Origin of the sequence: Legionella yabuuchiae (assembly GCF_900640115.1) — a bacterium.
GTDB lineage: Bacteria > Pseudomonadota > Gammaproteobacteria > Legionellales > Legionellaceae > Legionella_A > Legionella_A yabuuchiae.
Map to the genome: position 1 here is coordinate 22,185 of NZ_CAAAIW010000018.1, position 26,383 is coordinate 48,567.

A 26,383-nucleotide genomic window follows, 5' to 3' on the forward strand; every position below is an offset into this window, starting at 1 on the left:
ATAGCTGAAGTCTAACTCATGTGATTTTAGAATTTAAATATTTTTGTTACTCTTAAATTCGGTATTCATTATAAAAAGGAAGGATTATGTCAGATAAATACGCTCAGATTACAAAAGACATCAGCGCTCAGTTAGGGAAATTTCACAAGGAAATGCCGGATTTAATGGCGGGTTTTTCAGCGATGTCTAAGGCAGCAACCAAAGATGGTGCTTTGGATAAAAAGACCAAAGAATTGATTGCCATGGCCTTGGCGGTAGCTAATCACTGCCCTGGTTGTATAGGATTTCACTCCCAGACCCTGGTTAAGCTCAATACCAGTCGGGAAGAATTGCTAGAAACACTCGGCATGGCTGTTTATATGGGAGGAGGTCCTTCTCTAATGTATGCGGCCGAGGCCTTAGAAGCGTTTGAAGAGTTTAAAAAAGAATAGAGGCACGTCTTTAAAAAAAGCAGCACATGTTACTTAGCCTAATGCAGCTAATCCCTCTTGGTGTTGCATTGGGCTAGGTGGCCGATAAAATGGATTTTGGTTAGCCTGGTTAGCCTGGTTAGCCTGGTTAGCCTGGTTAGCCTGGTTAGCCTGGTTAGCCTGTTGATTGTTCTGCTGAAATGGGTTAGCAGCAGGTTGTGATTGGCAGGGATATTCTTTTTTTAATCCCATTAATGCAATTTGAGAAACCGTCAGTTTATCTTTATCGCTTTGTAAGCCGGAAAGGTTTTGATAAGTTTTTTGAATGAGTGCCGTTAATTTTTCGGCTTCAATTTTTCCCCCGGATGGGAGGCAAAAAAGAGCCTCACCTTTGGCTGAGGCGGATTCATTAGCCAGCATTAACGATTCAGCGATGCATTCACTGGTTAAGGTTAAGATATTTCTTGCTGAACGAGCCCAAGCTTGTGATTGGGGATCGGCTTTCATTTCCATCTTAGGGATGTTATTTACGATGTTCATAAAATGATCTATTGTATCGGCTTTGGCAATAGGTACTAATAAGAACATCAAACAAATAAAACGGTACATGATTTTGCTCTCTAAATGATCTAGGGACACTACCCTAATGACGAAGTTTTATGTTCACTCAGCACATCGTATTTAACGGGATTGTCTGGGCAAACCATCAATCCGCATTCAAGAACTGTACTGATTCCATTGGCGAGAATTAAGCCTAACAAAATTATTCCTAATGCATAAGTCGGCTTCCCGATCGGACGAGCTTTGGGGATGAATCCACGTTCCAAAAGCAACGCGATGCCAATGAATCCAACTGCAAACACAAATGAAATTGCAGACCATACATAATAATGCAAACCAAAAAAAACAGGGCCATAACCAGGATCATCTGGGGCGATATGCAAAAATATCTGTCGTAGGGCGATCATAAACCCTAATAAAGAAGCTAACAGCATGAATCCATAATGAGATGGCTTAATGCCTTCTTTGATATTCATAAATGCGCACAGTCCAATCCCAACAAAAGCTGTTCGTTGCAAAAGACATAGCGGACAAGGGAGTTCATGCGTTAAAATTTGATCGTAAAAAGCAAATAGTAAAATGTAGCAGACGATCGTCACGCCAAAATAATTGCCAATCACATGAAATTTATTTTCGGTCATAAATACCCCAATAAGTGACTGTGAATATTAAAGCTAATCATGCTCAAAAATAAACAAAACAAAAATTGCAATTTAATAAATCGATTGGGTTTAAAGACAACTTGCACGCCAAGAATAAAATAAAAGAAAAAAATAACGGCAATCATCCTTAGTTTCCTTATGGCCATAACTGTTTTTGCTATTACCTAACAATACTATATTGTTTGAAAAAATAAAATGATGATAAGCAGCAACCCTCTGTACATGACAGGTTTTTTGTCATGTACAGAGGCAGCAAACCAGCAATTCTCAATTTGACACGTATTAATTAACCACCAAGCCTGGCGCGTCGTTGCGAGCCGCAGGCGAAGCAATCCAGTGGCCGTATTCGAAACAAAGATGCTGGATTGCTTCACTTCGTTCGCAATGACGACTAATTTGCTTAATTAATACGCGTCAAATTGAGAATTGCTAGGAAGCATCCAGTACCCTCCATCATGCGAGAGTTGTGCAGGACTAGGAATTTGGTTTTAGAGGGGGTGTGGTGAGATAAATCCAAAAAAGAATCCAAAGATTAAAAAAACAAATAATCCGAGAGATAACCCAATTCGCCAGGTCAAGGCCTTCACGGTGCGTTTGGTTTTTCCTTCATCACGAACTAGAAATACAATCCCACTTCCTAAGGACACAAGAATAATTAACATAATAAATAAGATGAACGCTTTAGTGAACATTTGTTATACTCCACAACCTGATAGAACGTGCCATGTGATTAATCAATAAAGATGCTTAGTTTAACTGTTTTTAGCCGCCGTTTCACCCCAAGCTTATGGATGACGATTTTAGCCTTTTTAACGATGGCATTATTTTTGCGTTTGGGATTTTGGCAGATAGCGCGGGGTGGTGAAAAAAAAGCGATGATAGCTAGTGAACAAAAATACGCTGCAACAGCGCCAATATCATGGATGCCAGGGGAGCGCTATCCTTTAAAATATCAGTGGATAAAACTAAAGGGTAATTATCTTCCCGACCTATTATTATTGGACAACCAACATCACAATCATCGCATAGGCTACCATGTCCTATCACCTTTAGCTTTAGCGAATGGACACCTAGTCTTGATCGATCGGGGCTGGATACCTAATGAAGGCGGGCGTGATAAACTTCCGGTGGTTAAAACACCTGTTGGGCCTCAGGAAATTATTGGGTACGCTTATTATCCATCAAGTAAGCATATTGCCTTAGGAGAGATGGTAGAAAAAAAAATGAATCAGGTGTCGATCATAGAATGGATAGACATACAAGAGATCAGTCATTTTTTGCATAAATCGGTCTATCCGTTTATTATTCGCCTTGGCGAACACGAGGCCCATGGTTTTATTAGGGAATGGCCTATCGTTTCTATGTCACCAGAGCGCCATTATGCCTATGCGCTGCAATGGTTTGCTATGGCTTTCGTTATCTCTATTTTATTTATTGGGTTAAACCTGAAGAAAAAAACATGAATTACAACCGTCGCTATCTCGTTCCAATTCTCCTGGTGCTTCTGTTTGCAGCCCCTGGTATTGCAGCGTATGTATTTTATCATCATCCCCAATGGTTAGAGGGAAGCAAAGTTAACCGTGGTACGTTGCTAAAACCTCCAATCGCCGTTAGGAAAAGTCATGAGCCTTCAAAATGGCAACTCGTGTTTTGGAGTCCTAGATCCTGTACTCTGGCTTGTGAAAAAGAGCTCGATAAGTTGGCTCGAATTCGTCTGGCTTTAGGGCGACGTCTTTACGACGTGAATGTTCAACTCTTATTAGGGACTGAAGCAAAAACGTTGTCGAACGATTTAATCTCTAAATTAGCTGACCAGGATATCTTAACCGCCCAATTAGGTCACGGTGATTATCAGAGCATGGTGAATTTACCGAAACATTCACAGCTATATATTGAAAATCCAACGGGTTATTTAGTACTGGCTTATTCGGATCAAGCAAAGCCAGGAGATATTCACAACGATTTAAAGCGTTTGTTAAATATTAAAGAGTAATCGATAGATGAATATGAAGTTATTACGTCGCTTGACCACAATTTCATTGGTATTAGCATTAGTCGTTGTTATGCTCGGCGCATACACGCGATTAACTGATGCCGGCTTAGGGTGTCCTGATTGGCCTGGATGCTATGGTCATATGGTTTTACCAACCGCAGTTAAGGCTTTAAACCAAGCTCAAGCTAACTATCCGACGTTCCAATTGGAAGAAAAAAAAGCATGGACTGAAATGGTGCACCGTTATGCTGCTGGCACATTAGGATTGTTCATTGTCGTCATCTTTTTACAAGCAGTTGTATTGGGTCGAAAAACGTCTAGCCTTCCAAAAGCTGCGCCTTTTATTCTTGCCGGTTTGTTAATCTTTCAAGCGTTGTTAGGAATGTGGACGGTGACATTAAAATTATTCCCCCCAGTGGTCATGGGGCACTTATTAGGTGGAATATTGATTTTTACTACCTTGTGCTATTTTCGCTGGCAATTAAGTGACATCAAACCGCAACGCCAGTTTAACACCTGGCATAAGTGGATTGGATGCGCTGCTGTAATTGTGTTTTTCCAAATAGCGCTTGGAGGGTGGGTTAGCTCTAATTATGCAGGCATCGCTTGTGTTGGATTTCCAGCCTGTAATGGCTTGTTATGGCCACAACTGAATCTTAAAGAGGGCTTTAATTTCTTGTCTCCTATTGGAGCGAATTATCAAGGTGGGTTATTGAATATTGATATTCGCATCACCATCCAGTTCATTCATCGACTTGGGGCGGTTGTTACTGCTGGGTTTATTTTAATTTTATCAGCTATGCTGATGGCGCGTGTACAGGACGACTCTGTAAAGCGAGTGGCGGGTCTCGCACTCGTGCTTGTATCTCTTCAATTTGTTCTGGGAGTATTGAACGTCGTTTATTTACTTCCTCTCTGGGTGGCCGTTGCTCATAATGGTGTTGCAGCTTTATTATTTGCTACCATACTGAGTTTGTTTTATCTAACGCGAGGAGGCAATATTAATGCACCTCAAACTTAACTTATCTTTGACCCCATCCTGGCGAGATTATTTGGAGTTATGTAAACCCAAAGTCGTGGCGTTAATGCTTTTGACGGTGTTAGTTGGCATGTATCTTGCAGTTCCTGGCAGGGTCGCAGTGGATATTTTGCTGGCTTCTTTATTTGGCATTGGGCTTTGTGCGGGTAGTGCTGCAGCAATTAATCATCTGGTGGATAAGAGAATCGATGCGATTATGGCTCGCACCCGCAAACGGCCTATTGCACATGGGCGCTTGTCAGAAAAACAAGGGCTTTGGTTTGCATTAGTATTAGGGACTTCAGGTCTTATTATTCTTAGCCTTTTTGTAAATACGCTAACGGCAGTGCTCACGTTTATAACATTGATTGGCTATGCGGGAATTTATACTGGATATTTAAAGCGCGCAACCCCACAAAATATTGTTATTGGTGGGCTGGCTGGTGCTGCCCCTCCGCTATTAGGATGGACTGCAGTCACCAATCAGCTGGATCCACAGGCGTTATTACTGGTGCTCATTATCTTTACCTGGACTCCTCCTCATTTTTGGGCCTTGGCTATCTATCGTTTTGAAGATTACAAAGATGCTGAAATTCCCATGTTACCAGTAACCCACGGGATTCGTTTTACAAAATTAAATGTGTTGTTGTATACCATCTTACTCATGGTTGTGACTTGCTTACCTTATATTGTCAAGATGAGTGGTTGGTTGTATTTAACAGGCGCTTTAGTGCTAGGAGGGCGATTTTTATATTGGGCTATTTTACTGTATCGCACGACTAAGCCCGTGATCGCTATGCGTACTTTTCGCTATTCGATCATTTACTTAATGCTTTTGTTTATCTTTTTATTGCTTGATCATTATATTTAAGGGGTTAACATGCCTGACAAATCTAATCGCATAACACTAACCGTGATTGCCTTAATTGCATTCGCGGCACTGATTCTCGGAATATTTTTTTCCCAATACTTTTTTAAGGAAAAAAACCCTGATCTCAGTCGTTTTCACGGGACTTTACTCAGTAAACCTCGTGAAGTGAATTCGTTTGATTTAAGTGGGACTGATCATCGTGCGTTTAATAATGCTCGTTTAAAAGACCAGTGGACGATGATGTTTTTTGGATTTACCCGCTGTGGTTATCTTTGTCCAACTACGATGGCGGAATTAGGCAAATTTTATCGTGTTCTTGAAAGCAAGGGTATAAAAACGCTGCCGAAAGTGGTCATGATTTCCATCGATCCTGAGCGTGATAACCTAGAGGTTTTAACGAATTATGTTCACGCATTTCATCCAGATTTTCAGGGGGCCCGCGGGGATAAAGAAGTCGTAAACGCGATGACCCGAGAATTAGGAATTGCCTATGCTAAAGTAGCCCTAAATAATAGTACCGATCCAGAGAATTACGACATAGAACATACTGGTACAGTATTATTGTTTAATCCTAAAGGCGAATTGAGCGCATTTTTCACCTCACCTCAAAATGCGGATAACCTGGCTGAAGATTATCTTATGTTAACCTCCTGATATTAATAAATTTGGGAAGTCATAAAAAAAATGACTCCTCCAGAATTCCTTGGGGGAGTATAAATATTCTTTTCTAAACCTCTGCGAGCCATCCAAACCTGATCTAAACTGTATTTATTACCACAGGGAACCTCTCTTCATTGTTCATAAATGAGCGGACTTGTTATATCTAGGGTTTATTGACGAGTTGGTGTGTGGTTTGGTTTGCAATTTAAGGAATTTTGTAGTCATGAAAATTGCTATTTTAGCGACAAATCCTAATTTATACTCCCATCAGCGATTAAAAGAAGAAGGGGAAGCTGCTGGCCATGAGATTAAAATTATTAATTTTTTATCTTGTTATATGAATGTCGCAGCATCAAATCCTAAAGTCTATTACCGTGGTGGGGCCCCATTGCCAAAATTTGATGCGGTTATTCCACGCATTGGCGCTTCCAATACCTTTTACGGGACGGCAGTATTACGCCATCTTGAAACGATGGGCATATATACTTTAAATGAATCCATTGCGATTTCACGATCGCGAGATAAGTTTCGTTCGTTACAATTATTAGCCCGTAAAGGTCTTCCAATGCCGCTCACGGGATTTGCACAATCACCAGATGATACGGATAGTTTAATTCAGATGGTTGGAGGTACGCCTTTAGTCATTAAGCTGCTTGAAGGGACTCAAGGAAAAGGCGTTATTTTAGCGGATAGCCACAAATCTGCTGTGAGCATCATCAACGCATTCAAGGGCATGCATGTTAATATTTTAGTGCAAGAATTTATTGCTGAATCCCATGGAACTGATATTCGCTGCTTAGTGGTTGGTGAAAAAGTTGTTGCTGCAATTAAACGACAAGCAAAAGAAGGGGAGTTTCGGGCAAATGTCCACCAGGGCGGTAATGCATTCAAAATAAAATTGTCCTCACAAGAAAGAGCTTTAGCTATTGCCGCGACCAAAACGATGGGTTTAAAAGTAGCGGGAGTAGATATTCTTCGCTCAAACCACGGTCCTCTGGTTTTAGAAATTAATTCTTCTCCTGGTTTAGAAGCGATTGAGAAAACAACCCAGGTAAATATAGCGGGTGAAATCATTCATTATATTGAAAAGCATGCCAAACCATTGGGAAGCAATAAACGGTTCCAAGGATAATCTTTTTTTAACTGGATTTGCGGCGTGAACCATTCTTCAATCATGCATCAAGCACTCCCGCCGCCAATCAGTGCTACGTTATTGAGCCTAATAGCAACAGCGATGAGCAAAAACTCAAAAACGATCATTGTTCTTGAGTAAAATGATGATACCCGTGATCATTCAAAATGCATGATTTATGCTTTTTCTTTTTCATCCTGCCGCATTTTAAAAACTCGCAAGGGAGTGATGTCAATCTCCTAGACAAAAGATACCATGCCTTGCCCATGGTGTAGCGCTAACGAGGCTAATCTTGATTTACACTGCTCAATCAATTGATTTTTTACTGGTATATATTCATCCGCGACCTTAGTCGATTCAACGGCGGCGATCAAATGGTTTAAAAATGGCATTGTTTCAAGTTGCAAGGTAGCGGGAAGGATTTCATCTTCTAGGTCAATCTCGCTAAAGGTTGATTGATTTGGTTCGAATAGCAATTCTTGCACTAAAGTGGTTAAAAATGGACTGTTTTTAAAAGATTCTTGACTGCCGTACCAGTTTGCGACCGCATTTTTATATTTCTCGATCTCATGAGGATCTAGGAAATCACTAATTTGCTTTATATGCGTTGGCATATTTTTTCCTAAATGGTGACGAGGTTTAATGCCGCGCTCATTTAAAAACAAATTAAATTCTTGTTCTAAATTAGACCATCCCGGTGCATTTGGATGTGTGACCAGATCAATGGCTAAAATTTTCTCGTCATCTTCTACTGTGTAAGTACTGGATAATCCCCCATTGCTTCCTTTAAGAAAACGGACATACACCGCGTAAGTTATGGGGTATTCACCATGCCGTCCTGCTGTATGTAATAACTGATTCAGTTTGTCTAGTATGTCTCCTAGCGTTTGCCCTGCCAGTGTTTCTTTTACGGCGATCATATAACTGACATCATGCATTTCTTTTGGAAACGCGGCTTGGTAATGCGTCATATTTTTTTCATAACCTATTTGGGGGGCGTCTCCCCGTGAACCAAGTACTACAGCTGCAGTAAAGCGCATGAATGCTGGTAATAAGTCATGTAATAGTGGTTGAGTTAATTGACCTTCAATGGAATCACCTACCTGCGCACTTAAATCAGCGACGAATGAAAGCTCATCGGCGGCATAGGCTGGTATATCAATGGTGACATTAGGCTTTTTAGTATAATTCCATAAACGCACATGCCAAAGACTTTCATCAGAACCCTCTGAACGTTCATAGGTGGGAATATGCATTAAGGTAAAGTATTGGTTATTCGATAATAAGTCGGACAAATCTGTCTTTAGGGAAGCAATACCTTTAAAATTATGAATGGTTTCTTCTAGTTTAAACCGCTCCACTGTTTTCAATTCAACTTTTAAAACCACACCCAGCATCCCAATATGAGCATTGGATAATGTTTTAAAATCAGCATCCTCCTCCGTGATGGTGCGAATATTCCCCTCAAAATCACAAATGGTCATGCTCACTAATTGGCCACTAAAAGAAGGCTCGTCACGACCTGTTCCATGACCTCCAGTAGCAGCAAGCCCAACCGCACTTACCCAAGGAATCATACTAACTGTTCGCAGAGACAGCCCCATTTTATGTATTGCTTCTGCTAAAGCCGCAATTTGAATACCGGCGGTGACTTCAACGACAGTGACCGGTAAGGATTCCAAAGGGTTATCATTTAAAACGGACTGATTAGGGGGTAACGTGCGGATTTTTTTCACATGCTGGAATTTCTTACTGAATCGAATCAAGACGTCAGCAGCATCTCCTAAAAAAGAAAAAGATTCATTGTAACGCGCTTCCCTGTGTCGCGAAGGAAAAAAACAATCACATCGCCCGGGTGCATCACGCCAACCAGCCACCGCCCGGATGGAGATTTTATCTTCTGGGTGATCATCATTTAATCGTTTAACAGCACGAACAACTTCTTGTACTTGTGACTCATTATCGACTTGAATCACAATTGCCCTAAATTTTTGAATATTACCCATAAAATTTTTCCAGGTCGTCTGCTCAAAGGATATCTTATGGGACACTAATGAACTTAATAATGATCGGCGAGTTTCCTGCGTAAATGGCATGATTACAGTCCTTTATTTAACTCTATCCTATAATTTAATTTTATATTCTTAGACTATAAAAAGAAAAAATTGGTGGTTACAAACATAGAATTTGTGGCCTAATCTTATCTAGTTAACCCCATACTAATCAATCTATTTTTCATCTGCCGTATTTTTTCAACTTGTGACGGTAATGGTGCGGGATCATATCTACAACAACATTTAATCGCTTTAGAACTAAAAATAGCGTGTCGTTTTCGTGGTGTGTAGTTTACAAGATAGATTAAAAACAACTAATTATGTTTCTTATCACTTTTACCGAGCAACCATTCAGAGCTAACTTCAAGTTCATCGGATAAGACATCTAATAGAGGCTCTGATAAATTAGTATTCCCATTTAAAATGGCTTCTGCTTTAAACTTGGGCACTTTTAAAAGCTTGGCAAAGACTTCCACTCGTTCTTCTCTATTTTGAGGAACCCCAATCTCATCCAGCTCTTTGTTTAATCGTTCAGAAAATTGTCTATTGCCCATGATTGCTCCTTTTTATCGTCCAATATAAGTTTGAATCGCATAAACATGAGTTCTTTTGTGGGTATAGCACATATTTTTATATTTGCAATAAGTGATCAAATAGGTTTTAATTTGTACCTAAGATAACAAGTATGCATCGCTGGACCTTAAAAACGTACCTAAAATAGTCGTCTTTGCCCATTTTTAAAGGACCAGCTTAGAAATCAGGCGTTTTTGGGCGAAGAAAGTTGGGTAATCTCTAAGATCGCATCGACCCATGCTTCATGTGCATTAAGGCACGGAATTAAGGTGAAGGTCTCTCCCCCAAGTTTTTGCCACTGCTCTTGGGCCCGAATGCCAATTTCTTCTAAGGTTTCTAAGCAGTCGGCAACAAAGGATGGACAAGCAACGACTAATCGTTTGACGCCTTTCTCAGCAAGATCTTCGAGTATTTTGTCGGTATAAGGCTCAATCCATCGCGTTTTCCCGAGACGAGATTGGAAAGAGGTGAGGTAGCTATGTGTAGATAAACCGAGCTTGCTAGCCAAAGCGGCTGAAGTTCGCAAACATTGAGAACGGTAGCAACCTGGATTTTGCGGGGAATCATTAGAGCAGGTTCTATTGCATATGGATTTGCATGGCCCAATCAACAGATGATTTTGCGGCACACCGTGATAACTAAACAGTATCATGTCCTGATCTTGTATATAGGGCTTAATTAATTCCGCCTGAGCATTAATAAAAGCAGGATGCTGATGAAAGTCTCGAATTATGGTTAAAGAAGGGATAATTGATTTGCGATGGACCAACCGCAATATTTTTTCAAGACTGCTCCCAGTGGCTGCAGAGGAATATTGCGGATAAAGAGGAAGGACCGTGATATGCTCACAATCTGTGAGTTCAGATAGCGCCGCTTCAAGGTTAGGTTGACCATAACGCATGCCTAAAACAACCTTCACATCGCTCAACCTGGCTTGTAATTCGCTCACTAAGTCTTCGCAATGTAAGAGCAAGGGCGAACCGTTCTCCGTCCAAATGGCTTGATAGGCTTCTGCAGAGCGTTTCGGTCGTAAAGGCAGAATAATCCCATAAAGCAAAAGATAGCGTAACACAGTAGGTAAATTGATGACGCGTTTATCGGATAAGAATTCCCGCAAATATTGCCTGACAGCCGATGGTTCGGGGCTTTCCGGGGTTCCAATATTTACAAGTAATAAACCTTTTTTCATGATTTTCTTTTGCGCTTCTCTAGCAATAACTCGCGAAGATTATCTTAAAAACGCAGTTGAATCTACTCTTCGCAACGACATATACCCAATCAACTTCAAAATACGACTTTTAGGGACATTGCCTAATCAAATGTTTTTTGTAGCGAAGCGAGCGATGACTTTGGTTCTGCATGAGGATAGGAATTACGTACTAGCTGACGCAATGCATTTATATAGGCGATAAAATTTAGTGTTTTGGGGCTAAATTCTAGAGATTTAGTCAGCCTGTCTTCTAAGTTTTTTAGTTCTTCTATTGTCTCAGCGATGGTATTTTCAGACACCATATATTTCTTATCATATATATTACAAATCAGAGATTCATAGTGTTTCACATCGATCTCTATTTTTTCCGCAAATTCATACACTTCTTTTTTATTAATACTTCGGTCGATTTGCATAATGATAGCCATAATAAACACAAGGGATGCAAATTGATTTTTGGCCCTCTCAAGGCGCTCAACATCTTTTTTAGGAGTGGTTTGACGGCTTAGCAATTCAAATAAGCTTCTACAGACCCAAAGAAGACTGGTCGCATCTTGAAGGGTTCTTTCTTCTTTATCTAAAGTTAAAATTTGTTGAACATTATTGCTTAATAAAAGCGATAGTTTTTTTACATTACGTTCAAGCATCGTTAAAGTATCGGTACGCCATAGTATATTGGCAACAATAAAAGAGGCCAAAATCCCAATGAATACACCTATTAGCCGCTCTAATCCCGGGCTTATATAAAGAGGCGGACCTGTTGCTGAAATTAGGGTAAGGGCTATAGCAATATTTGCCTGCATGCCAATGTAGGCATATTGAGTAAACTTAAATGAGAAATAACTGAATGCCCAGACTAAAAGGAACAAAACGACAAAGAAATCATAAAAATCTAACGCGGTGAGCGCCATAACAGTCAGGGTAGAACCTGCACCAAAAAAGCAGCCCAGCATCCGCTGAAGAGCAACATGCTTCATTTCAAATATATTTCTTCGAACTGAAATCACGATACTACTGATAACACCGTCTATTCCTCCAGGCCATTCACTTTTCAGCCATAGAAACATTGCAAGTGTTACTGAAAGACCTGCTTTGATGTTGAGTTTGATCATATCTAAATCGGTTTGTAATGTTTTAATTTTACGGCTTTCTTGAGGCTTAGATTCATCATCAACGTGTTTTTTAATCAGCAACGTCCGCAAATAACTTAAGATAACGGTTGTTTCTTCGATAAAATGACGAAACTGATAAAACAATTTAACCTCATTTTGCAATTCATTTCGGTGAGCTAGAAATGCATTATCTAAATCATCTACGAACTGTCTTGTTGATAACACTGGAGCGTTTGTATCATCTTGATTAAAAGCATCTTGCAACGCTTGCAAATCATGATGGATAGATTCTAATACCCCTGCAATGGGTAATTTGCTGGCAAAATCAGCCTGCACAGGCGCTTCATTATGTCGAGAGTAAATAAAGTAGTTTAAATGACGTGCAAAAGCGCGTAACAGATCGAGTAAAGCTCGTCTTTGATCTAAAATTTCGGCGGTCATTCCTGATTCGTGGCGCATAAAATCAATCATGTCAGTTACCTTTATTAAATCTTTTTTCATTTGGTAATTGATCTTATTTATCTCCGAAAGCATGCTACTATCGCCTGTTAACAATTGCGTTAACTGTTCGGTTTGCTTTTCAAATTGGTTGAAAATGACATTGATTTCTTTGCGAAAATTTTCATGGATATTATTGGGAAAAATGGTATAGGCCGTAAGCGCTGAAACTATTATGCCTATGGAAATCTCGGCTGATCGCCAAATCGCTATGAAAAACACATTGCCTGGTTCCATAGCAACTTGTGAGAGGACCATAATTGCTGTCGCGCCCCCCAAAAGGAATGCGTATGCAAATCGGCTAGTGTAATAATAATGAACAGAATAAAACATCAACAAGAAGCAGGTCAATAAATAAAGAAGAAGACTATTTGCAATAAAGCCTGCTATATATAATCCAAAAAAAGCGCCTGCAAACGTACCTGTTACACGTAATATAGATTTATCAATGATTTTTCCTGTGTATAGGTTTGCGACGACGACGGTTGTTACACCTGACCAAAAAGGAGCGCCTAGATGTAGCTTGATGGCAATAAACACAGCCACAACCGTACTAATGGCCGCACGAAGCGCGGCTCTATTAGCGAGGCTTTTGGGAGTAAGTTGGGAGAGCATGGTCACTGGTTCACCGATAGATATATGTATCTGCGCTAGCGCCAATGCGTAAAGGATAGTCTTTGGGTAATTCATCAAACACTATTCTTACTGGAAATCGCTGGGCTATCTTGATCCAGTATTCTGTGGCTTCCAGATAAGGCAGAGTGGAAGGGGCCACGTTGCCAGCCTGTACGCGATTAATTCCCCAACCAATGCTTTCCACGTGACCATGGAATGTTTTGCCGGGGTACATGTCGAGTTTGATTTTTGCTTTATCACCTATTTTAATAAGCCGAATCGCTGTTTCCCGATAACGACTGACAACCCACCAGCGTTTTGTTTCTATTAAAGCAAATAAACCTTGTCCTTGCTCTACGTATTGACCCTCGCGAAGATTGAAGTTAGTAATGTATCCATCTGCGGGGGCATAGAGCGTTGTGTGCTCATAGTTATAGCGCGCTATGGCATAGGCAGCTTTTGCGGCCAATACATTGTTAATATTTAAGTTTTTTTGTGCCATTTTTAGCTCTTGCTCTGCAGCGATTACGTCAGTCACCTGCTCTTGTTTTTTTGCCTGAATGTCCAAAAGTTTTATTTCAGCAAGATCCCCTTTATCGGTGAGCTTCTGGTAACGACTAAGATGCTGTTCACTTAAGCGCAAGAGAACTTTGCTTTGCTCAAGCCTTTGTGCGGCCGCTTTCACCGCAAATTCATCTTTTTCATAGTTGATTTTAGCAATATGTAACTTGGCGTGGGCTTTTTGCATGGCATAAAGATAAGGCTTTGGATCAACGACGACTAGTTTTTCCCCTTGTTTAACGGCCTGATTTTCTCTTACATGAATCTCACTAATAGGTCCGGACACTAAGGCTGTTACATTTACTACATTTGCAGATACATAAGCATCATAGGAGAGGGTGTCGTAATAGGCAAAATAACGATAAGCAAGATAAGCCAAAACAATAATGCTCAAAGTAATTACCTGAGGCCAATATCTAAATGCCATTAATTTTGCACGAATCATTTTGGCTACCCGAAGGCTAAATATTAAGATTCTTTTATTTTTTTATAACAGACCTATTGAATTAAAACAAATTAACTTAACCTACAAAATGCAAAACAATAGAATCAGAATCAATTGACTTCTTTGTATTTTTCTAGATTTGTAGTCGCCCCCTGTTATTTTGGTGAAATTGAGCGATTAATTTATTTGTCAACTTGATGTGTAACGGCTCGTGTCTGCGCTTAATGGAATCGTAATTCCATAATGCTCCTGAAGTTTTAATCGCGCCCAGACACGACGACTAAAGGTCGTCATGTCTGGGTCAGTCCATGTAGCTGGAACCACCTGATGAGATTAGTTAAGCAAATTCGGCTTCTTCAGACAGTGCTGTAACATTTGCTGCATGCAAGCCGCGTTCACCGCGTTCGATATCAAAATTTACAGTCTGGCCGGCTATGAGCGTTTTATACCCAGTCCCTTGTATCGCTGAAAAATGAACAAAAATATCATCGCCGCCGCCTTCTGGAACGATAAAACCCCATCCTTTTGCATTGTTAAACCACTTTACTTCGCCAGTAGCCATGCTTCCTCCTTTTTGCTAACGCTATCAATCGTCGACTGGCGATAAGGCAACCTTTGGCCAGCTGAACAATTGCATTTCTCCTTAAATGACAACTGAAAATACCATTTATACCTAAGATACTTCAATGGCTCAATTCAACATAACCTAAAATCCAATTAAATCTCAAGTTCTTTTTAGAAAAAAACCCTAAAATCAACCCCGAGACGCTAATCTCTTGAGCATGATGATTAGGAGCAAATCCTAACCCCTTTTGGCATAGGACTCATGCAGCAACTACACTTGATATACCAAATGAAGCATAAAGGATGTTCAAGTTTAGGGAGAGAGCGATGACAAAGGAAGTTTATGATAAATTGGTTCACATTCTGAATGAAGCAGCCATTCCGATTTCCCATCAAAAAAATTATGAAGCCATTCTAGACGACATAGGTGACGCGCGTTTTGTTTTAATGGGTGAAGCGACTCATGGCACTGAGGAATTTTATCAAACCCGTATTGAATTAACTAAGTTACTAATAGAGCAAAAGGGGTTTATGGCGGTCGCGATTGAAGGAGATTGGCCAGACTCTTATCGCATTAATCGATACATTATGGGCCTTGATGGAGATGACACCGCTCATGAAGCACTGCAAGACTTTCAACGATTTCCAACTTGGATGTGGCGTAACACGACTATGCCACCATTCTTAAGTTGGATTCGAAACTATAATGACAACCTCTCTTCGCCAGAGAAAAAAGTAGGATTTTATGGTTTGGATTTGTACAGCTTAAATGCTTCTATGGAGGCTGTTATTCGTTATTTAAAAAACAATGATCCGGAGGCCGCAGAACGGGCAATAAAACGCTATAACTGCTTTAATCATCTGGGCGTTGATCCTCAAGCCTATGGATATCTGGTTAACGCGGGAATAAAAAAGGCCTGTGTTAAAGAAGTATTAGATCAATTGGTTGAGCTACAACATCATGCCCATCAATATTTAGAGAACGATGGGCTTAACGTCCAGGAAGAATACTTTATGGCCGCGCAAAATGCTAGGCTCGTTAAGGATGCTGAACGCTATTATCGTACGATGTTTGAAGAACGAGTATCCTCATGGAATGTTCGCGATCGTCATATGGCAGACATGGTGAATGTACTAGCTGATCATTTAGAAAAACGTTTCGGCACGCCATCTAAACTGATTATTTGGGCACATAACTCTCATGTGGGTGATGCGCGCGCAACTGAAATGGGCGAGCGAGGCGAGTGGAATATTGGGCAGTTAATCCGTGAAGAACATGATTCAAGCGCTTACATTATCGGGTTTTCAACGTATGAGGGTACGGTTGCTGCTGCTTCAAGCTGGGATGCGCCAGTGGAGCGAAAAAAGATTGTTCCAGGTATGGAAGGAAGCTACGAGGCTCTGTTTCATGATCTCAAATATGACCAATTTTTTTTGAAGTTAATTGATAATGAGGAGATTGAACATTATCTGAAAATTCCAAGATTGGAGCGAGCGATAGGCGTTATCTACCGCCCTGAAACGGAGCGTATGAGTCATTACTTTTTGACTCAATTGCCGTATCAATTCGATGGAATTATTCATTTTGATCGTTCAACGGCAGTAACGCCATTGGATGTAAACCAAAAATGGGTGTAAGAGAGGGGGCGTTAGCTATCCTGTTTTTTTTAAATTTATAGGCTAAGCTTAAGAGGTAAGTGACAGTGAATAAGGAGATGAACATCATGAATAAAGATATTTTTGAAGGAAACTGGGAAGAAATTAAAGGCGAATTAAGGCAGTTTTGGGGAAAGCTGACGGACGATGATTTGCAACAGATAAAAGGGAATCAAGAAGAACTTCTGGGTAAACTGCAAAAACATTATGGTTACACGAAAGAAGAAGCTAAAAACGCGGTAAAAGACTTTATGAACTCCAAATAACGTTATACCCATTGAGTGTATAAAAGGAATATTACATGGCTAAGGAAGAAGCCAAACCAGTGGTCATTATTACTGGTTCCTCTGGGAAAATGGGAACAGCGCTTGCACAATCGTTGCAAGACGCTTATACCGTCGTGGGATTTGATCAAATTCCTGGCTCGTGTGACATTCCTTTCGATATTACTTCAGAGGTTTCCTTAGCCACAGCGTTAGAATTATTTAAAGAACGGTACGGTAAAAAAATAGCGGCAGTAATTCATCTTGCAGCCTATTTTGATTTCACTGGCAAAGACTCACCTCTTTATGAGGCTGTCAATGTAAAAGGAACTAAAAAACTCTTAAAAGCACTGCAGACTTTTGAGGTTGAACGGTTTATTTATACCAGCACCATGTTAGTTCATAAACCTTGCCAACCTGGCGAAACGATTAATGAACACTCGCCAATCGAACCTCAGTGGATATATCCAAGTTCCAAGGCGGAAACTGAAGAAATCATTGCTTTGCATCATGGAAAAATTCCATACCTTATTCTTCGTCTCGCCGGATTATATGATGATGAATCCTGTGTCCCAACCTTGGCTAATCAAATCGCAAGAGTTTATGAGCGTGATGTAAAAAGTCATTTTTATGCGGGTAATTTAAATGCGGGCCAATCGTTTATTCACAACGATGATTTAATGGATTTGTTTAAAAAAGCATTGAAATACAGAAATGAGTTACCCGAGGAAGAAATCATATTAGCCGGTGAGGTTCAAGCAGTCAGCTATAAAAATCTTCAGGAGCAAATCACACAATTAATCCATGGTGAAGAAGCTGAGATCACCACGATTCCTGCGAGTCTTGCAAAAGCAGGTTCCTGGTTAGAAGAAAAATCTGAACCGATTATTCCTGATGATTTTGATCAGGGCGAGAGACCATTTATCCGGCCGTTTATGATTGATCTAGCTTCTGATCATTATGCGCTTGATATCTCTAAAGCTAAGAAAAAACTTCATTGGGAACCTAAACACAATATTAAAGAGACTTTGACTTCGATTATTCGCACTTTAAAAGCGGATCCCGAACGTTGGTATGACGCGCATGGCATTACTCAACCAGACTGGATGGCCGCCACTCCAGAACCCAATAATCCAGAAAATACGCGCTTAGCGTATGAACGAATATTTAGAAAACAACATCAACAAAACTTATGGGCGCACTTTTTGAATATCGGGCTTGGGTTTTGGCTTGTCACCTCACCTATGACGTTAGGATATGAGTCTTACCCTCTTATCATCAGCGATATTGTTAGCGGAACATTATTAGTTTGTTTGGCTTATTTAAGCTTATCTTGGCGTTTGGCGCCGGCGCGATGGGGATGTGCTTTAGTCGGATTGTGGTTGATTTTTGCGCCTTTAATTTATTGGGCTCCAACGGCGGCCGCTTATTTAAATGATACCTTGGTTGGCTCCTTGGTGATTGGGTTTGCTGTTTTGGTTAGGCCACCAGTTGGTGTTGCTCCTAATGCTGCCATGCATGGTCCGGATATACCTCCTGGCTGGGATTTCTCACCTTCAAGCTGGTTTCAGCGTTTGCCAATTATTATTTTGGCGTTTATCGGCTTATTTATATCACGCTATATGGCGGCTTATCAATTGGAACATATTGATCACGTTTGGGATCCTTTTTTTGTGGGATATTTGCCCGATGCTAAAAACGGCACTGAAGAAATTATTACTTCTTATGTTTCTGAAGCTTGGCCGGTACCGGATGCGGGTTTAGGAGCAACGGTGTATGTTCTTGAAATTTTAACCGGTATTATTGGAGGCTCAAGACGCTGGAGGACCATGCCATGGTTGGTGTTGTTATTCGGCATCATGATTGTGCCATTAGGTGTTGTTTCAATAACCTTTATTGTCATTCAACCCATTTTGTTAAATACCTGGTGTACTCTGTGCCTCATTGCCGCGGCAGCGATGCTAATCCAGGTTCCTTATTCATTCGATGAATTAGTTGCGACCAGTACCTTCTTATGGCGACGATGGAAAGCAGGACGTCCGCTGTTGCTTATTCTGTTTGTAGGAGATACCGATGAACCGAATGAGAACGTTGCTGAGGATAATTTTGAACAGTCACCCAAAGCTATTATAAAAGAAATGCTAAGCGGGGGAATTACGTTGCCATGGAATTTAATGTTATGCGTGGTGATCGGGGTCTGGTTAATGTTTACTCGTTTGACGTTGGATGCTTCTGGTGGAATGGCTAATGCCGATCACCTCATTGGATCGCTAGTTGTGACAGTGACGGTCACAGCCTTAGCCGAATCCGTGCGCGCATTGCGTTTGTTGAATTTATTTTTGGCAATCGCCTTATTCATTACGCCATTTATGTATGAGGCTCATTTAATTTCAATGATAGCAAGTTTTGTTGCAGGTGGGTTGCTCTTTATCTTATCCATTCCTCGAGGCCGGATTCGTTGTAATTATGGCCGTTGGAATAAATTTATTGTTTAACCTAAAAACGCGCTTAAATTTTAATACTAGGCAGCGTATGTTGATCTTGCTCTAAAACTTCATCATCAGGAACCGCGCCACAAGAATCTTTGGGGTTTGGCTTAGCCGATGTTTGATTTGATGCGCGGGGTGGCAAAAAGGATTGCATTTTCTTATAACTACTTTCAACGTCATCTTGTAGCGACGAACAGGTCAATGGTTCTTGTGGCATAGATGTGCTTTCTTGAGTGTTAGAACAAAGTTTATGGATTAATAAATCACCAGCAGTAAACAACGCAGCTCCCACAGCCCCAAAAAATACGCCACTTAAAGAGATAGCGAACAGACTAACACCCAAAGGAGAAAAAACACCCGTTAAACATAAACCAACTCCTGTGATAAACCCAAGGGCCGCGCCTAAAACCAAGGGTATTTGCCAAGCACGCTTATTGGTGATAGGCGTGGTCTGTTTTGGTAATATTCGCGGTTGAGTAGAGGGGTGATGATTTTCCTGAATCGTTGTAGAGGTAAGATTTTGTTCTTCTACCAATGTTGTTTTCGCTCGTTTTAGACGGCTTGCTAAGCGATGAAGGTCACGAAATACAGGCGGCGGTGTCAGCTGATTTTTTCGTGCAAAATCCTGCTGTTTGCAAAATACATCGATCATTTTTCCTGCCTGATCTGCAGGTACGCCCATATGCATCACAATATCGGTCATTTCGGACGGGGTGTACGGTGGCAGCTGTTTTGTGTGTAACCGTCGTTCAAGTGCTGTGCTTGGCGCCCTGCGTCCTGCCATGGTAATGGGGTTTTTGGTTCCGATGAGAAAAAATCCTGGTTTTTTCGCGACCTCACCGGTGATGGGATTTTTTCCCATTAAAAGTCCGTTGAGCAGTCGCTCTAAGGTTGGTCCACAATTGATTTCATCGAGGATCACGATTTTGCCGGCATGAAACGCCTCTATTAACGCTTTTTTCTTCTCTTGGGTGGGCATACTGGCTGGTAGATAGTCAAAATCGTCATTCGCCTTTTTGCCGCTGGCAATAAGTGCGCGCAAAACAAGCTCACTTTTACCAATCCCTGACTCACCTTCAATCACCAAGCCCCCAAGGCCTGCGGTCAATTGCGCCTGCTGCGGCGTGCTCTCGTCTCGTTGTCGCCAATCACGCAAAGCACAGAAACGCTGCACTGTATCCCATATTTCTTGGCGTGATGGTGTTAACAAGAAATCCTTGAACACCTTATTCTTTTTATTAACCAGCGGCTCTTCTGCTTTAAATCGCTCGGCAAAAGAAGATTGATATTCTTTAGGGAGCAAAGGAGATAGCAATTCATACGTGAGCTTTCGGGTTACCTGCAAGCGCTCTTCAGTTGAGTCAGTTTTTTCTACTTGCGCCAAAAGCGCTATCATTTGTAATTCTCGAGGAGAGACAAGAACGAAGCTGGTTGAGCGCGCGACAAGGAATTGATACGCTTCTAACATGATAAAGCATGATTGCGCTATCTCATCATCGCTCCATTTGCTGTTTAAAAAAAGCGGTTTTAAAGCATCTTCATAGAGCGCAGCAGGCGTCAACGGGTCAAATACCACGCTACTTCCATGGCGCGCAAAAAATGGGGAAAGTTTGCGCTCATCGCCATAACTGATGGGGTTTCCTGCAAAAATGACTTGATGCTGCGGTGTCAAATCGTAGATCACTCCGTTGATGAGAATACTAGGCGGCTTATGATAAAGACCTTCAAACTCAGTCCATTGTTTATGGCTTAAGTTGGCTTCATCTATAAACAATATGCCGCCTTCATCAGCCAAAGCCCAGGCTTGCATTTGACTTTCTGTAAAGATAGGCTTTTCCTGAGCCAGTATGGTTTCAACAAACGTTGTCTTTCCCGTACCGGTTAACCCAGCTAGAAAAACAGTGGGGGCTTTTTCAAGATGTTTTAATACCGTCTCTAGACGGTGCTGGTGAAACGACTGTGCTTGTTGTGGGCTGTCTTCTAAATCGATTTTTTCAGACTGAGAAGGTATTGCAAGATGCGTCATGCCAGCCCAAGCCTCATCACTCGCCGCATGGGGGTGAAGACTGAGCGCTTGTTCCCGGGCTTTAAGTTTACTTAAAGACTCGCGCTCAAGATAATCCTCAAGAGGCTCTGGCTGCGAGAGAAACGCTTTTTTCTCCTCCTTAGTGACTCTATGCAGATAGAGATAAGGAGAGCAACGAAGTAAGGAGGTGTCGTCACTGACAAGAAGCAAGCGCGTGAGGCGCTCTTGATGTTCCTGCCCTAAAAGAATCGGTGCAAGATAATCAGCAAGCGCTTTAGAAAAGCGTCCAGTGAGAATCACCTGCTCTTTTTGCTCCATTGAGGTCAGTAAGGCCGTTTGTCGCGTATTAAAACGCAACTGCGCTGTGTCTTGGTCGAACGCCCCCTCAAGGCTCATTAGTAAATCGCTAGGAGAAAGCTCTGAGACGTCGATAATCCTCCAGAATTGGGTTTTGGTTAACTGGGCAATCGTTGTATCCGTATCCGTGCTTTGAATCACCGCTGTGTTCTGGGTTTCCTGCGCTCCCCATGGAGAAAACATCGCTTTTTTTGATATCCAACCTGGCTTAAGTGTTTTAGGAAGCGCCACTTCGGGTGCGCATTCGAGGTGTAACCGAACGTTTTCTTTCCGGCATGTCTCCAAAAGCATAGCAAAGGCATCGTCAGAGAGTGTGCGGGTTAGTTTGACGCGTAAGGGATTCCCATGAGTTTTAGCTTCTGCAATAAGACCTGGATGCCTCACTAAGGTTTGGCCATCGTACATGGTGTGTGGTACAAAGCGATAAGCCAGTTGAGGGTTTAACACATGAAACGGCTCGGCGGTCTCTAATTCTTGCAACGTCAAGTAAGAAGACAAGTTCTCCCAATCGTAACCTAGTTCAAAACGTAATGTACAGGTTTGAGGGAGTTGAATCACCTCTCCTGCATACCGAGCGCCTCCTTGTTGCGCTTGGCGCATGACGCGTTGAAATTCAGGATTATCAAGAGGTGCATTTTGAATCACAATCGGTTTTTTTAATGTCAGCGCTTCTTGTAATGCCCCTTGTTCACGGTATAACCGCCCCTTATCATCAAAATTCCAACGCCCAAAAAGACGGCCTGCCCAATCTTGCGTTTGATAGAGGTTAATCACCACGCTATCTTCTGCTGCTTCTGACAATCCATCTGAGACAGATAGGGCGGACTTGGGCATAAAAGAGCTTACAGGACAGCGCTCTCGCACTTGAAAGCGGGAATAAAAATCAGCCCCTTCATAGCAGTCAGGTGCTTTGGTGTTGATAAGCCCAATGACGTTCATCTTCTTAGGCAATGAAACACCATCCACACTGGGATTGGCATCACAAATCGTATTGAAGCGCACGATTTCTTCTGCTGTAAACGCATCAAAGTTGACAATTAACACACTGTCTTTTGAATCATACCTCGTAAGAAACGAATAAAGCGCGCCGCCAGGACCTGGCTTTAGTTCCCCATAAACTCCTTCTTTTCGCAACACATAAGGCGCACTACAGATTAAATCCTGGGCATTGTTCACGTAGAAAACAGGTCTTGAAATACCCCGTGCATACTCTTGCAGTTCTGCGGCGATGTTAAACGTTTGCGACTCGGACTCACAGAGAATTAACCGGCTTGTTTGACCGTTCGGTTGTAAGCAATGCTTTGCATACTCTAAAAATGATATAGGGGCTATGCGAGGCGGAGCCCAGGTTTTAAAAGCCGCTTCATATTTTTTAGAGGCGGATATGTGCTCGAACACTTTGGCTACATCACGGATAATCTCTTTTCGAGAGGATAATGAGAGAGCCTTCATGAATCCGTTTACTTCTTTTTTCTTCATAGCCGACATGCTTTTCTGAAGCTGTACTTGCCAGTTTTGATGGTGGCTTTTAAATTGTTCTAAAAGCGTTTCGGTGAAGACCCGCACCGCCTCATTGGAGCTAATGATACCAAGAGCCCATGCAGGCGGTCCGTTGATATCGCGGTGTAATAAGCCATCCACTGCCTCTTTCGAATACTGAAACTGCTTCTTAGGCAGCGCTTTTAAAATCACGTCCCTATTGGTATCGCTTGTTATCAATAAAAGTCCACCATGCTCAATAAATGCATTGGGATCTTTAATGCGTAGGGTTGGAAGAGAAAGTTGATCCTCTTTGTTCACAGAAATCAGACGCCCTAAATCTACCTCTTGTAAAAGATGGACTAGCGCATCATGTGTTACTCTCCTTGGACCGTCTTCATGGTTGGGGTTATAGACGCTCCACTCGTCCCGGCTGAGGCGTGTAACCCCAATCGCATGCCAAGGATTTGCCAATAGAGCGGATTCTCCAACCTTGAAACCATCCATATAGTCTTGAAAATGATCGCCTATAAAATAGAAGCCGTCCTCATCTGACTTAGCCTCTATTGCAGCGATCAGCTTATTAAACAGTTCTTTTAGGGGAGCAGAGAGTTTTTCTAGGCTTCCATCCCAATGCCCAATCGTTGTCAGCATCTCGGCCATGCCCAGGTTATCTTCTAAAAAAAGACGCGATAAAGGCAGACAAATGCCATCTTGTACTTTGGGAATTAATGCAAGATTCGTTTGAGTTAAGGTGCAATACTGGCAAAGCTTCTCGGTAACCATGCCTTGATTTTTACTTTGATTGATTCCACTATAATGAAATGGCTTATCTTCTGGGGTTGGTGTAAATTCCTTAAATTCCTTGGAATTGTGTTTGGGCATTTTAGGTTTATCGAATTCAAATTCACTAGCGTGGGGCGTTGCTGAAGAAGTCGGCAAAAAAGGCACCGGCGCTTGGCTAGTCGCTCGTAAAAAGACTCTCTCATAAGCGGCTCGAAGGGCGCTTAACGTAGCTGGGCTTAGACGTATCTTTCCAGTGCTACACCAAGAAATAACTCTTTGAATCTCCCATTGCGATAGAGTGCTACTGAAATAAAAATCCAAGACTTTTAAGTTTGGGGTGGCTTGCAGTAATCGTGCTAGCGCAGGTGAGGTAATGTTTGAGCCACCTACATGAAGTGTTTCAAGCGATTGTAATTGACTTGTCTTTAAATCGAGGTCATCGTTTAGATTTTTACAGTCTATAAACAAGTCTTTCAAGTTTGGAGCGGCTCGCAGAAAGCCAGCTAGAACGGATGAGTTAATGCTTAAGTCACTTAATCGAAGCGTTTCAAGCGCGGGTAATTGATTTGTCTGTAATTTGATGTCACCTTTTAGATGTTTACAGCCATGTAAATACAAATTTTTCAAGTTTGTCGCGGCTTGCAGTAATTGTGCTAGAGCAGGTGAAGTAAGGCTTGATTCACTTAGGTGAAGCGTTTCAAGTGCTTGTAGATGATTTGCTGGTACATTGATGTCACCGGTTAGATTTTTACAGCTATATAAGCTCAAGTCTTTCAAGTTTGTCGCGGCTTGCAGTAATTGTGCTAGAGCGGGTGAAGTAATGCTTGAGTGGCTTAAGTCAAGCGCTTCAAGCGATTGCAATTGATTTGCCTTTAATAATGGATTTGTCGTTAAATCGACGTCATCATTTAGATGTTCATAGTCTAGAAGCAAGTCTTTCAACTTTGGAGCGGCTTGTAGAAAGATAGCTAGAGCGGATGAGTTAATGCTTGAGTCACTTAATCGAAGCGTTTCAAGCGCTTGTAATTGATTTGCCTGTAAATTGATGTCACCTATTAGATGTTCACAGCCAATTAAATCCAAGACTTTCAAGTTTGGAGCGGCGTGCAGTAATTGTGCTAGGGCGGGGGGGGTAATGCTTGAGTGACTTAAGTTAAGTGTTTCAAGCATTTGTAATTGATTTTCGTGTAAATAGATGTCACCTGTTAGATGTTCACAGCCAATTAAATCCAAGACTTTCAAGTTTGGAGCGGCGTGCAGTAATTGTGTTAGAGCGGGTGAAGTAATGCTTCTTGAGTAAGTTAATTCAAGCGTTTCAAGCGCTTGTAATTGATTTCTTTCTAAAGGGATGGCATCTTGTAGATTTTTATAGCCCCATAAACGCAAGCGCTTCAATTTCGGAGCGGCATGCAGTAATTGTGCTAGAGCAGGTAAAGTAATGCTTGAGTGACTTAAGTCAAGCGTTTCAAGCGCTTGTAATTGGTTTGCCTGTAAATTGAGGTCACCTTTTAGAGTGTTACAGCCATGTAAATTCAAGTCTTTCAACGTTGGAGCGGTTTGAAGTAAGTGCACTAAAGCGGATGAGGTAATATTGAAACAACGTAAATCAAGCGTTTCGAATTGAGTTGTCTTGAACTGGGTGTCACCTTGTGGATTTCCACAGTCATCTAAATTTAAGACGTTCTGTATTTTTTCAGGCGTTAAAAAAGAGCGGGTGGCATTTAGATTTCTAGTTAAATGAATATGTTTGATATTCTTTTTAATGGTGAGCGGCAATAATGATGTGGTTTGTTTTTCTGTGAGCCAAGACATTAATTCCAGCGCTACTTCGGAAAATAAATCATAAACCACCGTTGTTGCTTTTTTTAGCGCCAAATCCAAAACGGCTTGTTGTTCTTCTTTACTGAGCTTACACAGATCGCTGAGTAATATCTCATTTCTCTTCTGTCTATCATCTGATAATAGCGCTCTAATGAGTCCATAATCCAAAATAAGAACCTGATCTTTTGCAAGTGAAAGCGGCTTCTCAGCAGCTACAGAAAGCACTTCTTGAGCGGATGTGATAATGGTTTTTTTTAAAACAGGTAATGGATTAAATGGTACGATATCTTCGCCATTCCAACCATACAAATTAAAACCTTGATTCCTAAGCTGCGCTGCTAACTGCTGAAATGCGTCTTTTTGTTCATCACCCCAGTTCTTATAACTCCAGTCATTCACAATCAACGTCTTTAATTTTCTTTCTTCGGCTGGATCTTGCGACACCCAACACTGATTATTTCCGGCCAAAAATCGATCCAAATCCAAATCGCCAGAAGGGACTGATGTAAAACTGGCCTGGCTGGTGGTCAGCTTATAATAAAATTCATTTAATAAAGTAGGCACATT

20 protein-coding genes are annotated in these 26,383 nt (G+C 41.4%); 10 read left to right on the forward strand and 10 right to left on the reverse strand.

Annotated elements, in window-relative coordinates; genetic code table 11:
- Positions 1 to 86: 86 nt before the first annotated feature.
- On the forward strand, positions 87 to 431 hold the full coding sequence (locus E1O47_RS07875; protein ID WP_133130718.1) for a carboxymuconolactone decarboxylase family protein: 345 nt from the start codon (positions 87 to 89) through the stop codon (positions 429 to 431).
- Positions 432 to 464: 33 nt separating this feature from the next.
- Here E1O47_RS07875 and E1O47_RS07880 read toward each other — a convergent pair whose 3' ends face one another.
- From E1O47_RS07880 to E1O47_RS07890, 3 genes are all read right to left on the reverse strand, one after another.
- A complete protein-coding gene (locus E1O47_RS07880) occupies positions 465 to 1,019 on the reverse strand; it encodes a phosphatase (protein WP_242602064.1) in 555 nt (184 codons plus the stop codon).
- Positions 1,020 to 1,048: 29 nt separating this feature from the next.
- Entirely contained in the window at positions 1,049 to 1,612 is a 564-nt protein-coding gene (locus E1O47_RS07885; protein ID WP_133130719.1) for a disulfide bond formation protein B, read from the reverse strand.
- A gap of 509 nt (positions 1,613 to 2,121) precedes the next feature.
- Positions 2,122 to 2,325, reverse strand: a complete 204-nt coding sequence (locus E1O47_RS07890) for a twin transmembrane helix small protein (RefSeq protein WP_133130720.1) — start codon at positions 2,323 to 2,325, stop codon at positions 2,122 to 2,124.
- 51 nt (positions 2,326 to 2,376) lie between these two features.
- Here E1O47_RS07890 and E1O47_RS07895 point away from each other — a divergent pair, with 51 nt between their 5' ends.
- The 6 genes from E1O47_RS07895 to rimK all read left to right on the forward strand — a co-directional run bounded on the left by E1O47_RS07895 (position 2,377) and on the right by rimK (position 7,307).
- Positions 2,377 to 3,096 (forward strand): SURF1 family protein, encoded by a 720-nt coding sequence (locus E1O47_RS07895; RefSeq protein ID WP_133130721.1) that lies wholly within the window; start codon positions 2,377 to 2,379, stop codon positions 3,094 to 3,096.
- On the forward strand, positions 3,093 to 3,626 hold the full coding sequence (locus tag E1O47_RS07900; RefSeq protein WP_133130722.1) for a hypothetical protein: 534 nt from the start codon (positions 3,093 to 3,095) through the stop codon (positions 3,624 to 3,626). The genes E1O47_RS07895 and E1O47_RS07900 overlap by 4 nt, the downstream gene beginning before the upstream one ends.
- A 7-nt stretch (positions 3,627 to 3,633) precedes the next feature.
- A complete protein-coding gene (locus E1O47_RS07905; protein ID WP_133130723.1) occupies positions 3,634 to 4,647 on the forward strand; it encodes a COX15/CtaA family protein in 1,014 nt (337 codons plus the stop codon).
- The gene (gene cyoE, locus E1O47_RS07910) at positions 4,631 to 5,515 is read left to right on the forward strand and encodes a heme o synthase (RefSeq protein WP_133130724.1); all 885 of its coding nucleotides are present in this window, start codon (positions 4,631 to 4,633) and stop codon (positions 5,513 to 5,515) included. Before E1O47_RS07905 ends, cyoE begins: the two co-directional genes overlap by 17 nt.
- Positions 5,516 to 5,524: 9 nt before the next feature.
- Positions 5,525 to 6,169, forward strand: a complete 645-nt coding sequence (locus E1O47_RS07915) for an SCO family protein (protein WP_133130725.1) — start codon at positions 5,525 to 5,527, stop codon at positions 6,167 to 6,169.
- A 229-nt stretch (positions 6,170 to 6,398) separates the two neighbouring features.
- Entirely contained in the window at positions 6,399 to 7,307 is a 909-nt protein-coding gene (rimK, locus tag E1O47_RS07920; RefSeq protein WP_133130726.1) for a 30S ribosomal protein S6--L-glutamate ligase, read from the forward strand.
- Between the two features lie 239 nt (positions 7,308 to 7,546).
- Here rimK and E1O47_RS07925 read toward each other — a convergent pair whose 3' ends face one another.
- The 6 genes from E1O47_RS07925 to E1O47_RS07950 all read right to left on the reverse strand — a co-directional run bounded on the left by E1O47_RS07925 (position 7,547) and on the right by E1O47_RS07950 (position 14,937).
- Positions 7,547 to 9,403 carry an FAD-binding protein gene (locus E1O47_RS07925; RefSeq protein WP_133130727.1) on the reverse strand — a complete coding sequence of 619 codons (1,857 nt, stop codon included), beginning with the start codon at positions 9,401 to 9,403 and terminating at the stop codon, positions 7,547 to 7,549.
- 272 nt (positions 9,404 to 9,675) lie between these two features.
- Entirely contained in the window at positions 9,676 to 9,915 is a 240-nt protein-coding gene (locus E1O47_RS07930) for a hypothetical protein (protein ID WP_133130728.1), read from the reverse strand.
- Positions 9,916 to 10,118: 203 nt separating this feature from the next.
- Positions 10,119 to 11,123: a ferrochelatase gene (gene hemH / locus E1O47_RS07935; protein WP_133130729.1), complete on the reverse strand. Its 1,005-nt coding sequence runs from the start codon at positions 11,121 to 11,123 to the stop codon at positions 10,119 to 10,121.
- Between the two features lie 122 nt (positions 11,124 to 11,245).
- Positions 11,246 to 13,444 carry an FUSC family protein gene (locus E1O47_RS07940; protein ID WP_133130730.1) on the reverse strand — a complete coding sequence of 733 codons (2,199 nt, stop codon included), beginning with the start codon at positions 13,442 to 13,444 and terminating at the stop codon, positions 11,246 to 11,248.
- Entirely contained in the window at positions 13,380 to 14,324 is a 945-nt protein-coding gene (locus E1O47_RS07945; RefSeq protein ID WP_242602065.1) for an HlyD family secretion protein, read from the reverse strand. Before E1O47_RS07945 ends, E1O47_RS07940 begins: the two co-directional genes overlap by 65 nt.
- Positions 14,325 to 14,712: 388 nt before the next feature.
- Complete coding sequence (locus E1O47_RS07950) at positions 14,713 to 14,937, reverse strand: cold-shock protein (protein WP_133130731.1); 225 nt, start codon at positions 14,935 to 14,937, stop codon at positions 14,713 to 14,715.
- A gap of 329 nt (positions 14,938 to 15,266) precedes the next feature.
- Between E1O47_RS07950 and E1O47_RS07955 the strand changes: the two genes are divergently transcribed.
- The 3 genes from E1O47_RS07955 to E1O47_RS07965 all read left to right on the forward strand — a co-directional run bounded on the left by E1O47_RS07955 (position 15,267) and on the right by E1O47_RS07965 (position 19,353).
- Positions 15,267 to 16,577, forward strand: a complete 1,311-nt coding sequence (locus tag E1O47_RS07955) for an erythromycin esterase family protein (protein ID WP_133130732.1) — start codon at positions 15,267 to 15,269, stop codon at positions 16,575 to 16,577.
- Between the two features lie 86 nt (positions 16,578 to 16,663).
- Positions 16,664 to 16,861 (forward strand): CsbD family protein, encoded by a 198-nt coding sequence (locus E1O47_RS07960; protein ID WP_133130733.1) that lies wholly within the window; start codon positions 16,664 to 16,666, stop codon positions 16,859 to 16,861.
- Between the two features lie 35 nt (positions 16,862 to 16,896).
- Positions 16,897 to 19,353: a vitamin K epoxide reductase family protein gene (locus E1O47_RS07965; protein WP_133130734.1), complete on the forward strand. Its 2,457-nt coding sequence runs from the start codon at positions 16,897 to 16,899 to the stop codon at positions 19,351 to 19,353.
- 13 nt (positions 19,354 to 19,366) lie between these two features.
- Here the strand turns inward: E1O47_RS07965 and E1O47_RS07970 are convergent, their stop codons facing one another.
- The gene (locus E1O47_RS07970; protein ID WP_133130735.1) at positions 19,367 to 26,380 is read right to left on the reverse strand and encodes a hypothetical protein; all 7,014 of its coding nucleotides are present in this window, start codon (positions 26,378 to 26,380) and stop codon (positions 19,367 to 19,369) included.
- Between the last annotated feature and the right edge of the window lie 3 nt (positions 26,381 to 26,383).